The sequence below is a fragment of the Sediminibacterium sp. FW305-C-269 genome (assembly GCF_058231045.1).
This window is the reverse complement of sequence record NZ_JBIQXQ010000002.1, coordinates 864,744-879,480: the sequence shown is the minus strand read 5'-3', so window position 1 is coordinate 879,480 and position 14,737 is coordinate 864,744. Positions and strand designations below refer to the sequence as shown.

Below are 14,737 nucleotides of genomic sequence, written 5' to 3'. Positions count from 1 at the left end.
ATGAAACAACTGTTACTGGTAGGACTGGGAGGTATGATCGGCTCTATGTTACGTTATCTTACCGGACAGTTGATCAGGCTGGAAAATTTCCCTTATGCTACATTTACGGTAAACCTGCTCGGTTCCTTACTGATCGGGGCCATCATGGGCGTAGCAGCCCGGCAAGAGGGTTTTAGCAACTGGCGCTTGTTCCTGGCAACCGGCATCTGTGGCGGATTCACCACTTTTTCGGCCTTTGCCTGGGAAAATTTACAGTTGCTGGGTCAGGAAAGATACGGGACATTTGCAACATATACCGGCGCCACCCTGCTACTGGGTATTGGAGCAGTGGCTCTGGGCTATTGGTTAACCAAATAAAACAAGCAAGCAAACATATGCATACTCAGAATGTACTTCACCCCTGGCATGGCGTTCCCAGCGGAGACAATGCCCCAAGGGTAGTAAACGCAGTTATCGAGATCCCCCAGGGCTCGCGCTGCAAATACGAGATAGATAAAGCCAGCGGCCTGCTGAAGCTGGACAGGGTCATCTTTTCTTCTTTTTACTATCCTACCAACTATGGATTCATTCCGCAGACCTATGGTGGCGATAAGGATCCGTTGGATATCCTTGTAATCACTTCTCTACCCGTACAACCCCTGACCATTATGGAAGCCAAAGTAGTGGGAGTGATGCAGATGATCGACGGCGGCGACCCCGACGATAAGATCATTGCCGTTGCAGCCAACGACCCGGGTGTAAATCACTATAACAATATTGAAGAACTACCCAAACACTTCTTTGACGAATTGCGCCATTTCTTTGAAGAGTACAAAAAGCTGGAGAACAAGACCGTAGTGGTGGAAGATTTTGGCGACAAGGCCCAGGCTCTCAGCATTATTGAAGAAGCCATCCGTTTCTATAAAGCAACTTTTATAAAATAATCTAACCGATTTGTTTTGTCAAGTAAACCCAACAAAATGACCCTTACCACACTGATCTTATTGCTGATCGTAGGATTGTCCGCCGGTTTTTTAAGCGGACTGATCGGCATTGGCGGAGGTATCATCATTGTTCCCGCATTGGTGCTGTTTCTTGGGTTTTCGCAAAAACTGGCACAAGGCACATCACTGGGTATCCTGCTGTTACCGGTGGGCATTCTGGCAGTTATACAGTATTACAAACAGGGTTACCTGAATGTAAATTATGTGGTCATTATTGCTTCAGCCTTTGTATTGGGTGGTTTTCTTGGCAGTAAACTGGCTTTATCGGTGAGTGATGAGAAAATGAAAAAGATCTTTGCCATTGTTTTGATGCTCATTGCCGTAAAAATGCTGTTTTTCGACAAGCCCAAATCCCCGGCAACCAAAACAACCGGGGTGGCTACAACAAATATTCAACAAACCGGCCAGGGTTTGGGGTTAAAATGATTTCTCCCCCTATCTTTGCCAAAATTCAACACATGGAAGAAGTAAAACAATCAAAAGGAAAATACTGGGCACTCTGCTTTGTATGGCTCGCAGCCATGATCACATTATTAGTTGTTTACCGCGAGTTCTTCTGGCTGGCACTGCCCGGCACCGTTACTTATTTTGCCAAAGCCATGGACCTTATCTAAAACGACTTTAAAAATCTATAGTATGAAAAAAGCAACCCGCCGGGTTGCTTTTTTCATTGGAACCAGGCCTGTTAAAAACCTGGCATATATCTTTTTACAATACGCAGCTTGTGGGTCCGTTCGCCGGTATCTGTATTAATGATGCCCATATTATCGATCTTGTCTATCCGAACCTTACCGGCAGCATGGATAATGGTATCCGGAGAGAACAGGATGCCTACATGGGTGATCCTGCCTTCTTCGTTATCAAAAAATGCAAGATCGCCGCAAACCGCTTCCTGCAGAAAACCCACGACTTCTCCTTTTTCTGCCTGCTGGTAAGCATCTCTTGGTAAACGGATATTGAAAAACCGGAAAACCTGCTGCGAGAACCCGCTGCAGTCGATACCGTATATTGACCTCCCTCCCCAGAGATAGGGCGTATTGATATACTGGATGGCCAGCGAACGGATAGCATCTTCTGCAAACACAGCTTCCCGGCTGTCCCATGTTTTACCGAGATATACAATATTGTGTTCCCCAATATGCGCCTTATTGTTGGTGAAGATGCCCAGGGAGGTTCCCAGCGACAAATGCAGCGGTTGCCCATTGATAGCGGCCAGGTTATGCCATTCAGGTGCTATCAGGGTGCTATCCGGTTGTACAATCGAAGGTTCCACAACCATCAGCTGGCTCGACTGGCACCAGCCTTCATACCCGTCATATACACAACGGATGCGGGTGAACTGTTTGCCCTCCTCCAGCACTTCGGCCAATTCGCCGAACAATAGCTGGCTCACCATTTCTGAACGATGCGCTTCTTCTTTCCTGAGCGGGGCGGCGGGAACCATGCAGACCATAAAAACCATAGTACAAATTTGCGGTCAAGATATGGAATTTTACCACACGCGCATCTATACAGAAAATGCTTACATTCAACTAGTGGGTACAAACCGGTACGAACATATCAGCGACCAGGAACTACTGGAAAAATTTTACCGCGACAGGGATAACCAGTGGCTGGGAATTGTTCTGCAACGGTATACTTTATTATTGCTGGGCGTATGCATGAAATATCTGAAAAATGAAGAAGAGGCCAAGGATGCGGTACAGCATATTTTCCTGAAAGCAATCACAGAACTCGGCAAATACAAAGTGGATTATCTCAAAAGCTGGTTGTATATGGTAGCACGCAACCACTGTCTGATGAAACTGCGCGATAAAAACGTGATCGTATCCGTAGAAGAAAATACTCAGTTAGCTTCGCCCGAAACAGACCGGTGGGAATTTGAACACAAGGAAATAACCCTTACCCTGCTCGAGTCTTCACTGGAAGAACTGAACCCGGAGCAGAAAACCTGTGTAACTTTGTTCTACCTGCAAAAAAAGAGCTACCAGGAAATCGTAGACATAACCGGATATAGTTTACTACAGGTAAAAAGTTATATTCAGAATGGGAAACGCAACCTGAGAATACTGGTAGAAAAGAAAATGCATACCCGAAATGAGTAACCTGACAAACATATTGAACCATGATGAGGAACTGAGCAGTGAAGAATTGTTGCGTTACCTGCATGGCCATTCCACAGAAGAAGAAAGGTTCGCCATTGAAAAACAAATGGCCGACTCTGATTTTGTAAATGAAGCCATTGAGGGATTACAGCATTTTAAAGACCCGGAACAGGTAAAACTGTATGTGGAACAACTCAACCGGCAATTACAGAAACAGACCGATAAAAAAACACTGCGCAGAAACAAACGCAAACTCAAAGACCATAACTGGCTTACCGTAGCCGTTTTGGCAATCCTGCTTTTATGCGTAACAGGTTATCTGTTGATTCATTTTCTCAGGGTAAAACACTAGGGCTGGGTAATAAAAAACACATCATCCCCCAGACTCCCCCCGAAGCCGCCAGGTACACCTGGAATGGGGATGACATGTTTCATTTACTGAACAATCACTAAGAAAACCGAGATGATGATTGGATCATGCTCTTATAACGACTTCTCATACCCACCAGTTCATAATTGAACGCCCTCATTCTACTTGTCAAAAATGAAACAATTTACTTTCCTAAAAAACCGTTTATAAACGCTTTTTTATTAAATTTTTTTTCTGTATATGCGGTACCGGAAAAGGATATAAAAAAAGCATCAACAGCGGAAACCATCTTGCCGGCTATTGATGCTTGGTAACATACCTATCGGTTAATCCGGATGCAACAGAGCAATCCTGGTTAACTACCGAGGTTACAGATATTGGATTTTAAACAGAAATTCCTCAAATTTTTATAAAACACCTATGCCATGTCTTATAAAAAATTTGACATCTCAAAATTCGGACAATCTGACGAATTCGTATCCGTTGAAAACACCCATTTTTTGTGGGCATTTCAACCTGGATTTCGAAAGAAATACGACATACTTTTAAAGAGGATCTCTACAATACGGGTACTGCCTTAATACGCGTTATGGCAAAACAATTGCAGCGCAGATCAGAGTTTATTACCTTCTTTTGGAAAAATAACGACCGGCTTCCAGTTGTTGGCTTCGGTCATTTCTACCAATCCATAAGAGATGATGATCACAATATCCCCTTCCGCCCCTTTTCGGGCAGCAGGTCCGTTCAAACAACAAACACCGGAACCCCGTGCACCTTTGATCAGGTAGGTCTCCAGTCGCTCACCATTGTTCACATTCACCACCTGTATCTTTTCGTATTCGACCATTTGAGCTGCATCCATCAGGTCTTCATCAAGGGTAAGACTACCCACATAATTCAGGTTGGCTTCGGTTATGGTTGCACGGTGCACTTTGGATTTGAGTATCTGGATCTGCATGTCAGGATATCAGTTTACAGGACTACGGAGAATAAAGGTTTACAGGTTTTTCTAAGGCGCGAAAATAAAGGTTTGAATGATAACTGTATCTTAAATTCCTGTTCGGGAACAAGTCTGCCGGTAAAGACCCAATATTACCTGCATAACCGCCTGATCAGCAGCCGGTGTTCAGGATACTGTCCGGTCAAATGATCAGCTTCCGCCAGTTCAAAATCAGCAAAATCAAAACCTGGGGCCACGGTACAGCCTACAAAAGAATACAGTCCGCCGGGAGCCGTTTCAGATGCAAACCAGCTACCAGCAGGAACCACGGCCTGAAACACCTCGCCTGCCAACAGGTTATTCCCCAGTTTTACTAATGCATAACTGCCATCCGGATGGATCACATGAACCAACAGGCTTTGTCCGGCATAAAAATGCCAGCATTCATCACTTTGTATCCGGTGGAAAGCCGAGAAATTCCCCTGCTCCAGTAAGAAATAAATGGCAGTGGCCAATACGCGGTTGCCCCGGAATCTTCCGGGCAGGCATGCCTGTTCCAGCTCTTCAGCCGATCGATATGTCTCTTTATAATAACCGCCTTCCGGATGCGGGATCAATTGAAATTTTTCTACCAGTTCTGTTACCGTGTGCATATTGCAAGTTACACTTACCTGCTTGCAAAGAATATTTTTATTCGAGAAACTCCTGATCGTCAGAGATAATTCATTGTATGTTCCCACGGGCTAATTCTGTTGTATATTTAGCTGCGCTAACGACTCCGATTATGAAACAAAAAATTACTGTTGTGCTTGCCGGTCTACTGGCTGTTTTTTTTCTCTTTTTTACACCTGCACAAAAAAAACCAGGTGCCGTTAAAAAAGCAATACTCACTGGAGCCGATCAAACAGAAAAATACCTGCCGCTTTTACAAGGTAAACGCGTTGCCGTACTGGCCAATCCCACTACGGTAATCGGCAAACAGCACCTTGTTGACAGTCTTAAAAAACTCGGTATCAACATCGTAAAAGTTTTCGGACCCGAACATGGATTCCGGGGCAATGCCAGCGCCGGTGCAAAAGTGGCGGACGAAATCGATCAGGCAACCGGTATCCCTGCGATCTCCCTATATGGCGGTAAAAACAAACCCAGCAAGGAAGACCTGGCAGATGTGGACATCATGGTATATGATCTGCAGGATGTGGGCTGCCGTTTTTATACCAATATCAACGCACTGGCACGTTTGATGGAAGCCTGTTACGAAAACAACAAGGAACTGATCATCCTCGACAGACCTAATCCGAATGGTTATTTCATTGATGGCCCCGTATTGGATATGAAGCTGAAATCAGGTATCGGCATGTTTCCCATTCCAATCGCACACGGTTTAACCGTGGGTGAGTTTGCCCAAATGGTGAACGGCGAAGGGTGGCTGACCAATAAAGTAAAATGTAAGATCACCATCATACCTGTGGCCAATTATACGCACGATATGGCCTATACCTTACCCGTTAAACCATCTCCCAATCTCAATACGCAACAGTCTATCCTCTTATACCCATCCCTCTGCCTGTTCGAGGGAACCATTTTCAGCCAGGGGCGCGGCACTTATTTCCCATTCACAGTGCTGGGCAACCCGGATGTAAAAGACAAATACAGTTTCTCTTTCACCCCCACCGGCATCAAGGGAATGGCTGAGACCCCGTTGCACATGGACAAAACCTGTTACGGACTTGATCTACGCAACTACAATACCGAACTGCTACGCAAGAAAAAACAGGTGAACATCAGCTGGATGATCGAATTATACCAGGCATATCCATACAAGGAGAAATTCTTCGATTACAAACAAAGCAAAGAAATGGGCAATATTGATAAACTGGCCGGTACCACACAGTTCAGGGAACAGATCATAGCCGGTGTTCCTGAGGCTGAGATCAGGAAAAGCTGGGAGCCCGGATTAACCCAATATAAATCGATGCGTAAAAAATACCTGCTGTATCCTTAATACAGCAGGCAGTTTATTTTTGGATACGCACCGGATCGGTAGCGTTACGGAGCAGGTATAAAACAGATTGATAGTTGTAGCCCGTTGCTTCACTCATGGCCATTTCGCAGGTTTTGCCGGATGAATAATATCCCTTAGCCGGATGTTGTTTCGTTAACTCACGCACTTCACCTGATTCATCTTTTGTGGCACTGGCTGTGAGTTCAGGGAAATAAAATCCCCTGTCTCCCGCCATACCACAACAACCACTCAAAAAGGGGATATCAGCTTTCACTGAACAAGCATTACCAATAGCCTGCAATTTATGCAACTGGTTCATTTTATGTGATGTGCATACGGGATGGAACACCACCGGAGTATCCTGTTGTGCGGTCTTCAACCGGGGCAGCAGGTAATCAGCAGCGAAATCTATACTGTCAATGATGGTCAGTTGCTGAAATTTTTGCTGGTTCTCTTCTGTGAGATAAGGCAGGGAACCGTGAAGTGAATGTGTACAGGAAGTCACATCCATCAACACCGGTACTTTACCACCTTTTGTCCAGCGCCATAGGGTTTCGATGGTCTTATTCACTGTTTCCTTATATGCGGGCTGAAAACCTTTGGAGGAAAACAGCTGTCCGCAACAAACCCCGGTAGTATGGTTGGCAACAAACAATTTCATACCGGCGCGTTTGCATAACAATGCCACCACTTCGTTGATCGACATAGGATCCTGTTTATCGGCCCCCATCATACGCGTGATACAGGAGGGGAAATACACAATATCCGGTGCAGACGGTTTTCTGCCACGGATATATACCGGAGAAGAGATCGAATTATTCCAAAGTGGAAATCCGGGAACTTTTTTGATGAGCCACTGGGTTAGCCTGCGCATACTGTCGGGACCAAAGATCCCGTTAATCAGATTGGCTCCATGCAATGCCAGTTTCACTACTGTTTCTACCCATCCAAAGTTCCTGGCCACGCGTAAAGCTATCCGGTTCGCTTTGGGCGAATGATTTTCCCTGCGCAACCTTTTGATCAGCTCCCCGGTATTGATCGATACGGGACAATCGATGGCACACATGCCATCGACAGCACAGGTATCCATCCCCGAAAACTGAAACTGTTGCTGCAGCGTTTGGTAGTCATCCAGATTACCCTCCTCCTTCAGTCTTTGCATTGAACGGCGCACCTGTATCCGCTGCCTGGGCGTTAAAGTGTAATTGCGGCTGGGACAACGGTTCTCGCAGTACCCGCATTCCACGCATTTATCCACTTCTTCTTCCACCACGGGCATCGTTTTCATATTCTTCAGGTGACAGCGGTCATCTTTGTTGATGATGACACCCGGGTTCAATATGTTCAACGGGTCTACCAGTTGTTTCACCCTGCGCATAATCTTGTAGGCTTCATCGCCCCACTCCTGGCGCACATAAGGAGCGATCTGCCGGCCTGTGCCATGCTCTGCTTTCAAAGAACCGTCGTATTTTTTGATGATCAGATCGGCCAGTTCATTGTTGAAAGCCTCGAATACAGCTATTTCATCGGTGGTATTCACCGGCTGTGTAACCAGGAAATGCAGGTTACCCTCTTTGGCATGACCAAAAATGATCGCATCCGTATAACCGTATTTGATAAACAGAGATTGCAGGTCGGTTACTGCTTTACCCAGGTTCTCCAATGGTACGGCAACATCTTCCAGCATGGCGGTGGTGCCTTTGGCACGTACCGCTGCCACAGAGGGATACATTCCTTTACGCAGTTTCCAAAGTTTGGCCTGTTCATAGGAGGCTTGGGTAAAATCCAGGATATCCAGCAAAGGTAGCGAGGCGATCACCGGTTTTGCTTTCTCCAACAACTTTGCCAGTTCTTCTTCCGAAGATGCCTGGTATTCACAGAGAATGGCAGTAGCTTGGGCAGGCAGTTCTTTTACTATTGCCGGGCAATAATCCAGGTGTTCTATCGAGCGTAAAGCCGGTCTGTCCATCAGTTCCAGTGCTTCCGCTTCTGTAGCTTTTAAAGCGGGTATAGCTTCGGCAGCTATTACCGGATTGTCAAAAAACAGCAGGCCGGTAGCTTTGTAACGTTTATCAGGAATGGTTTTTAGCACAGCTTCTGCAATAAAACCCAGTGTACCTTCCGCACCAATCAGCAGGTGTGCCATGATATCCAGCGGGTGTTCATAATCGATAAATGCATTGATGCTATAACCTACTGTATTCTTGATGCGGTATTTACTCCTGATCTTATCTACCAACGGCTGGTTGGCCAGGATCTCTTTGCGTATGTTGCGCAAGCCTTCCGCCAGCACATCTTCACCCGCCTGAAAACGGAAATAATCGTCCCGGTAGGCAGTATTGTATTCTTTGCCGCTCGGCAATACAAAACGGATCGAATCCAGTGTATGATATGAATTGTGCGTAACGCCACAGCACATACCGCTGCTATTATTCGAAAGGATACCTCCCATCATTGCCGCACTGATCGATGCCGGATCCGGACCGATCTTAACGGCATATTCCTTCAGCTTATGGTTCACATGTGCACCAATGGCCCCGGGCTCTACCCGTACCCTTGCACCATCATCGAGCGGATCCATGCTTTTCCAGCTCCTGGCCAGATCTACCAGTATGCCATCTGTAATAGATTGTCCGCTGAGACTGGTTCCCGCCGTTCGGAATGTAAGTGGAACCTGGTTACTATTGGCAAAAAGAAACAGACGTTTGATATCATTGACCGTGGTAGGCTGTACGATAGCTTCCGGCAGCAGGTAGTAAAAACCGGCATCACCTGCAAAAGCATACCTGTCGATAAGGGATAGTTTCAATTTTTCGGCTGGAAAATACTGGCTGAGCTCAAGCGCGATATCCACTTTCCTTTCCTGTTTGAGTTGGCTGGACATAATGGATACAAATTTAATCCAATTCAGGTACCCGAAAAGATCGTTTCTATGTTTGTCGCACAAATACCCATAAAAAACAACCTGATCCTCTGCTCCCTGCGCCTCCGTGTCCTTGCAAGAAAAAAATACGCCACCAGCAACCGATCGCTATGGTAAAGCAGCCCCGTTTGTTGGCACAAATAATTACCCTCGTAAAGCCTGGTACAATACTTCCACCGTATGCAATGCTTCTCTGCCCGTACCATCTTTTATCTGGTGCCGGCAACTGGTGCCCGGTGCGGCAATAATGGTATCCGCCTGCTGCTGCCTGACAGTGGGGAGCAACACCAACTCTCCTATCTGCATAGAAATATCATAGTGCTCTTTTTCAAACCCAAAAGAACCTGCCATACCACAACAGCCAGACGGTATGGTCTCAACTGTATACTGTTCAGGCAATGATAACATTATCACAGATGCTGCCAGGTTGGAAACCGACTTCTGCTGGCAATGGCCATGCAATTTTACCAGTTTTTTCTCCCGGGTGAATGACTCCTGGGTGATATTGCCTTTTTCGATCTCTGCAGCAATAAATTCATCTATCAGGAAAACATGTTTGGCCATTGACCTGGCAGCTTCCAGGTTATGGTCATAAGCCAGATCAGGATATTCATCTCTGAAAGTAAGGATGGCCGATGGTTCAATACCGATCAGTGGCATATCGGCAGACACCAGCGGCGCCAGTTGTTCAATATTGCGGTTGATGATCTGCTGTGCTTTCCTGACAAGACCTTTCGACAACCAGGTACGCCCGCTTTCTTCATGTTGCGGTATCTCAACGGTATACCCCAACCTTTCCAATAACCGGATAGCAGTAATACCAATATGTGCATCATTGTAGTTGGTGAACTCATCACAGAACAAAAACAGTTTTCGTCCTGAAGCAGGTATTGCTTTTTTACGATGCCCGGCATACCAGCTACGCAATGTCGTGTGCGAGAGTGTGGGCATGGAACGTTTCTGTGCAAAACCCGCAAACCATTTAACCAGGCTGCCGGTAAGGGCATTGGTGACAAAGAAATTATAGAACGATGGAAACAGCGAACCCAGTTTGGCTGAAGCGCTGAAATTAGCGATCAGCCTGGAACGGAAAGGAACGCCGTGTACATCATAATACTGCTGCAGGAATTCTGCTTTCAGTTTGGCCATATCCACATTCGATGGACATTCCGATTTACAGGCTTTGCAACTCAGGCAGAGATCCATTACCTCATAGATCTCCTGGTGATCAAAGCGGTTCATCTTATCCGAGCGTGTGAGGAACTCACGTAAGATATTGGCCCGGGCACGGGTGGTATCTTTTTCGTTTCGTGTAGCCATGAAGGAGGGGCACATGGTGCCGCCGGACAAATGCGTTTTGCGGCAATCACCTGAACCATTGCACTGTTCAGCATGTTGCAGGATATTCTGCTGGTGAAAACGGAAGATCGTTTTGAATTCGGGAGTAAATTGGCCGGGTTCATACCGCAGCATGGTGTTCATCGGCGGTGTGTCAACGATCTTGTTCGGGTTAAAAATATGCTGCGGATCCCAGCACTCCTTTACCTGCTGCAGTAAACGGTAGTTCTTCTCTCCCACCATCTGGCGAATAAATTCGCCGCGCAAACGGCCATCACCATGTTCACCGCTGAGCGAGCCCTGGTATTTTTTTACCAGTGTAGCCACATCCTCGGCAATGGCCCGGAACAAACGGTTGCCTTCCTCTGTCTTTAAATTGATGATGGGCCGCAGGTGTAGTTCACCCGAGCCTGCATGCGCGTAATGAACGGAATGCAGTCCATGCCGGGTAAGTATCTCGTTGAACTCACGGATATAGGCCGGCAGGTCGTTTACGTCCACTGCTGTGTCTTCGATCACAGGTACGGCTTTTTCATCACCCGGCAGGTTACCGAGCAAACCCAGCCCGGCTTTCCGAAGGGTCCAGATCTTTTTGGTATCTTCTCCGAACAGTACAGGAAAATGATAGCCTAACCCCGCAGCACGCATTTCAGCCGCTACTTTTTCCGTAATAGCCAGAATCTCTTCACGGGTATTGCGCAGGAACTCGATCACCAGTATGGCGCCGGGATCACCTTGTACAAAAAAACGGTTCTTTCGTTGTTCGATATTTTCCTTAGTGCATTCCAAAATATAATGATCGATCAGTTCACTGGCACTGGGACGATATTTCAGTCCGATCAGGTTGGCCCGCAATGATTCATCAATGGTATTAAAATGTACACACAATAACCCGGTCTCCCTGGGTGGTAACGGCACCAGGTTCAGCTTGATTTCAGTAATGAATGCAAGGGTACCTTCCGAACCCGCAATCAGTGAACAGAAATTAAAAGAGTCACCCCCGGCGGTAAAGGGTTCGGTATCTACCAACAGGTCTATGGCATAACCGGTATTTCTTCTTTCCACGGATTTCTTGGGAAACTCTTTGCGGATCTCTACCTGGTTCTCATATTGACTCAGCAGGCTGCGGGTTTGCCGGTAGATTTTTCCTTCCAGTCCCGGCAGCTCACATTTTTCATGAAAGGCGTCTACATTCAATTCACCAAATACCGCTTCCGAACCATCACTCAGGAAAGCTGTTACTTCCAGCAGGTGTTCGCGGGTGCTACGGTATACCACCGAATTGGAGCCACAGGAGTTATTACCCACCATTCCGCCGATCATGGCACGGTTCGCTGTGGACGTTTCAGGGCCAAAATACAGGCCATAAGGCTTCAGGAAGAGGTTCAGTTCATCACGTATCACACCCGGCTCCACTTTTACCCATTTTTCTTCCGGATTGATCTCCAGTATCCGGTTAAAATAACGTGATACATCCACAACGATCCCATTACCCACCACCTGTCCGGCCAGCGAAGTGCCCGCGGTACGGGGTATCAGTGAGGTTTGGTTCGCGGCAGCAAAAGCGATCAGTTTACGGATATCTTCCCGGGTGCGCGGTATGGCAACAGCGAGCGGCATTTCGCGGTAGGCCGATGCATCAGTAGCATACAGCGTGCGCATAGTGGTATCAAAAAAAAGGTCACCTTCCAGTTGTTCAGAGAGAAGCTGCAGCTTTGCCTTCATGGGAGCGATACGGTTTTAAAATCAGCAGAGACCGTAAAAATACTTAATTCTCCCCGTAAGATGCCCATATCAGGTGATCAGGATCAGTTTCTGTGGCAGTGAGAAGTATTCTGCCTTTACTTTTTCGAGGTTTTCTTTCTTATTAAATAATTCATAATATTCATCTACATCAATACTATTGTTCTCCTTGCTCACATATACCGGGCCGGTAACGGAACTGGAAGCTCCGTTCTCAAACAGTGCGGTTCGTACCACACCATTCACTACCGCATCTTCGTTAAGCACACATTTGTTTTTACAGATCACATTACCCTCTATCAGGCCACCGATCACTACATCGTGACAAAGTATGTCTCCGTTTACGGAAGCCTTTTTATCAATAATAACCTTATTGGTGCAAAAAATGATCCCCTTGAAATCGCCTTCAATGCGAATGGGTGATCCGGTTTTGATGATACCGAAGTAAACGCCACCCGAGACTACCTGTACTGCAGGTAATATCTCGTTGGGCTTTTCTGTTTTTTTAAAAAGCATAGAATGGGTTCTGGATGATTGGACGAAGCATGAAGATAGCGAAAATGAAATACATCCTCACCAGGCCGTATCATGTAATCGTTATTTCTTCAAAAAGGACTTTTATACTGTTTTTCATCAAAAAACATTAATTTTTAGTCATAAAATGTCCTATTTTTATTCCATCACAAACTTTCTGCCATGAACAAATTCCGTGAACAACTGCTGCACGATCCCAATTCCAGTTACAGCAGCCAGAGCGTCGCTGACGACAAACAACTGTTCATAACCAGCTCTACCAATATTTCGGGTATCCTGGATTCTGAGAATGATATTACCCTGGATGGTAACTTCAGTGGGGTGCTGTACAGCAAAAAAACAATCAATATAACCCCTACCGGGATCATGCGCGGTGTGATCATCTGCAACGATATTAAAGTGGAAGGCGAATTTGAGGGTTCAATCTATGCATTGAAAGTGAACCTCTGCAAAGACTCCATCATAAAGGGGAATATCCACTGTACCATCATTAATACAGAGATGAACCAGTATGTAGATGCCAATATCAAGCTGTTAAGCCTGGAAACACCGGTGTTTGAGTCCAGCTCCAATGAACTTTTCGCCCAATTGAAAGATACATTTGGCAAGAACAATAAGGACAACAATTACCTGGCCATTTTCCAGGAAAAGCTCAATTCGATTAAATCATCCACCAAGTTCTACCATCAGACCATTTATGTGGAGAGCCGCCCGGAAACAGGTAGTTCCGGTCAGGCTTACCAGGCCCCGGAGAACCCGGAGACCGATGATGATACTGACTCTAATAACTGACTGGTTATTTACCCAAATTTATTAGCAAGAGAAGGTTCCCGCCTTCTCTTTTTTTATGCCGCAAACAGCCAAATTTTTATTTGAAGGATATGATTTCAATCACAATCTGACAATTCTGTGACAAGTAGATTTGTTCTATCATCAACTCAGAAAAAACTGCGCACATGAAAAAGAAACTAATGGTTGTAGCCGGTTTCGCAATGCTGGCAATCACAGCCTGCGAAAGCAAATCAGGAACAACAACAGAAACAGTCAGCACCACAGAACAGGTAGCTGTAGGACAATCCGGCGTACAGGATGAGTCTTCACAAAAAAATGTGGTTCAGGTAGCTATTGGCAGCAAAGACCACACTACGCTGGTTACTGCCGTTAAAGCTGCCGAACTGGTAGATGCCCTGAGCAATGCCGGTCCGTTCACCGTATTTGCCCCCACCAATGCTGCTTTTGCCAAATTACCTGCCGGAACAGTAGAAGGTTTGCTGAAACCTGAAAAGAAAGATGCATTGATCGACATACTCCAATACCATGTATCCGTAGGTGTGTACAAGGCAGAATCGCTGCAGGACGGACAGGTTCTCGGACAGGTAAATGGTGGTAACATCACTGTAAGTGTAAAAGACGGTAAGGTTATGCTGAACGGAACTGCTACCATTGTGGCTTCGATACCAGCTGCCAACGGTATCGTACACGTAATCGACGGTGTACTGTTGCCTCCACCGGCCAAAAACTAATACATCACAAACTTTTGTTTACTTGTTTTTTTGAGCGATAAGCATGGGTATTCCTGCCCGTGCTTTTTTTGGGGTTGTTGTGAACGTTTGATGAAGGGTGTAGCGGATGCTGGATGCTGGATACTGGATACTAGATACTGGATACTGGATACTGGATGCTGGATCATTTTGTAAGTGTTTTGCAGAACGGTGTAATTGAAATGGATTTGTATGGTTGAGCCGGAGAGGGATGTCAATGTGTAAAAAAGAACTATACGCGTTCACCAGAGATCC

Annotated in this window: 15 protein-coding genes; 9 read left to right on the top strand and 6 right to left on the bottom strand. The window is 46.1% G+C overall.

Annotated elements, in window-relative coordinates:
* The 4 genes from crcB to ACH3Y6_RS09140 are packed head-to-tail and all read left to right on the top strand — an operon-like array spanning window position 1 to window position 1,597.
* Window positions 1-357 carry a fluoride efflux transporter CrcB gene (gene crcB / locus ACH3Y6_RS09155; protein WP_490835298.1) on the top strand — a complete coding sequence of 119 codons (357 nt, stop codon included), beginning with the start codon at window positions 1-3 and terminating at the stop codon, window positions 355-357.
* 17 nt (window positions 358-374) lie between these two features.
* Window positions 375-923 (top strand): inorganic diphosphatase, encoded by a 549-nt coding sequence (locus ACH3Y6_RS09150; RefSeq protein ID WP_490835297.1) that lies wholly within the window; start codon window positions 375-377, stop codon window positions 921-923.
* A gap of 15 nt (window positions 924-938) precedes the next feature.
* Window positions 939-1,409 (top strand): sulfite exporter TauE/SafE family protein, encoded by a 471-nt coding sequence (locus ACH3Y6_RS09145; RefSeq protein WP_490835296.1) that lies wholly within the window; start codon window positions 939-941, stop codon window positions 1,407-1,409.
* 32 nt (window positions 1,410-1,441) lie between these two features.
* The gene (locus ACH3Y6_RS09140) at window positions 1,442-1,597 is read left to right on the top strand and encodes a hypothetical protein (protein WP_490835295.1); all 156 of its coding nucleotides are present in this window, start codon (window positions 1,442-1,444) and stop codon (window positions 1,595-1,597) included.
* Between the two features lie 71 nt (window positions 1,598-1,668).
* Here ACH3Y6_RS09140 and ACH3Y6_RS09135 read toward each other — a convergent pair whose 3' ends face one another.
* Complete coding sequence (locus tag ACH3Y6_RS09135; RefSeq protein WP_490835294.1) at window positions 1,669-2,445, bottom strand: C40 family peptidase; 777 nt, start codon at window positions 2,443-2,445, stop codon at window positions 1,669-1,671.
* Window positions 2,446-2,467: 22 nt separating this feature from the next.
* Between ACH3Y6_RS09135 and ACH3Y6_RS09130 the strand changes: the two genes are divergently transcribed.
* Both ACH3Y6_RS09130 and ACH3Y6_RS09125 read left to right on the top strand, forming a co-directional pair.
* Window positions 2,468-3,088: an RNA polymerase sigma factor gene (locus tag ACH3Y6_RS09130; protein WP_490835293.1), complete on the top strand. Its 621-nt coding sequence runs from the start codon at window positions 2,468-2,470 to the stop codon at window positions 3,086-3,088.
* Window positions 3,081-3,440 carry a hypothetical protein gene (locus ACH3Y6_RS09125; protein ID WP_490835292.1) on the top strand — a complete coding sequence of 120 codons (360 nt, stop codon included), beginning with the start codon at window positions 3,081-3,083 and terminating at the stop codon, window positions 3,438-3,440. The genes ACH3Y6_RS09130 and ACH3Y6_RS09125 overlap by 8 nt, the downstream gene beginning before the upstream one ends.
* Window positions 3,441-4,071: 631 nt before the next feature.
* On the opposite strand, the gene panD is transcribed toward ACH3Y6_RS09125, so the two are convergent.
* Both panD and ACH3Y6_RS09115 read right to left on the bottom strand, forming a co-directional pair.
* Complete coding sequence (panD, locus tag ACH3Y6_RS09120; RefSeq protein WP_490835291.1) at window positions 4,072-4,416, bottom strand: aspartate 1-decarboxylase; 345 nt, start codon at window positions 4,414-4,416, stop codon at window positions 4,072-4,074.
* 134 nt (window positions 4,417-4,550) lie between these two features.
* On the bottom strand, window positions 4,551-5,051 hold the full coding sequence (locus ACH3Y6_RS09115; RefSeq protein ID WP_490835290.1) for a cupin domain-containing protein: 501 nt from the start codon (window positions 5,049-5,051) through the stop codon (window positions 4,551-4,553).
* A gap of 131 nt (window positions 5,052-5,182) precedes the next feature.
* Between ACH3Y6_RS09115 and ACH3Y6_RS09110 the strand changes: the two genes are divergently transcribed.
* Window positions 5,183-6,403 (top strand): exo-beta-N-acetylmuramidase NamZ family protein, encoded by a 1,221-nt coding sequence (locus ACH3Y6_RS09110; RefSeq protein ID WP_490835289.1) that lies wholly within the window; start codon window positions 5,183-5,185, stop codon window positions 6,401-6,403.
* Between the two features lie 13 nt (window positions 6,404-6,416).
* Here the strand turns inward: ACH3Y6_RS09110 and ACH3Y6_RS09105 are convergent, their stop codons facing one another.
* The 3 genes from ACH3Y6_RS09105 to ACH3Y6_RS09095 all read right to left on the bottom strand — a co-directional run bounded on the left by ACH3Y6_RS09105 (window position 6,417) and on the right by ACH3Y6_RS09095 (window position 12,923).
* Window positions 6,417-9,287, bottom strand: coding sequence for an FAD-binding and (Fe-S)-binding domain-containing protein (locus ACH3Y6_RS09105; protein WP_490835288.1), 2,871 nt, complete (start codon window positions 9,285-9,287; stop codon window positions 6,417-6,419).
* A 183-nt stretch (window positions 9,288-9,470) separates the two neighbouring features.
* A complete protein-coding gene (locus tag ACH3Y6_RS09100) occupies window positions 9,471-12,389 on the bottom strand; it encodes an FAD-binding and (Fe-S)-binding domain-containing protein (protein WP_490835287.1) in 2,919 nt (972 codons plus the stop codon).
* 69 nt (window positions 12,390-12,458) lie between these two features.
* Window positions 12,459-12,923: a bactofilin family protein gene (locus ACH3Y6_RS09095; protein WP_490835286.1), complete on the bottom strand. Its 465-nt coding sequence runs from the start codon at window positions 12,921-12,923 to the stop codon at window positions 12,459-12,461.
* 180 nt (window positions 12,924-13,103) lie between these two features.
* Between ACH3Y6_RS09095 and ACH3Y6_RS09090 the strand changes: the two genes are divergently transcribed.
* Together ACH3Y6_RS09090 and ACH3Y6_RS09085 are read left to right on the top strand one after the other, a co-directional pair.
* Window positions 13,104-13,733, top strand: coding sequence for a bactofilin family protein (locus tag ACH3Y6_RS09090; protein ID WP_490835285.1), 630 nt, complete (start codon window positions 13,104-13,106; stop codon window positions 13,731-13,733).
* A 164-nt stretch (window positions 13,734-13,897) separates the two neighbouring features.
* Entirely contained in the window at window positions 13,898-14,464 is a 567-nt protein-coding gene (locus ACH3Y6_RS09085) for a fasciclin domain-containing protein (protein ID WP_490835284.1), read from the top strand.
* The last annotated feature ends 273 nt before the right edge of the window (window positions 14,465-14,737 follow it).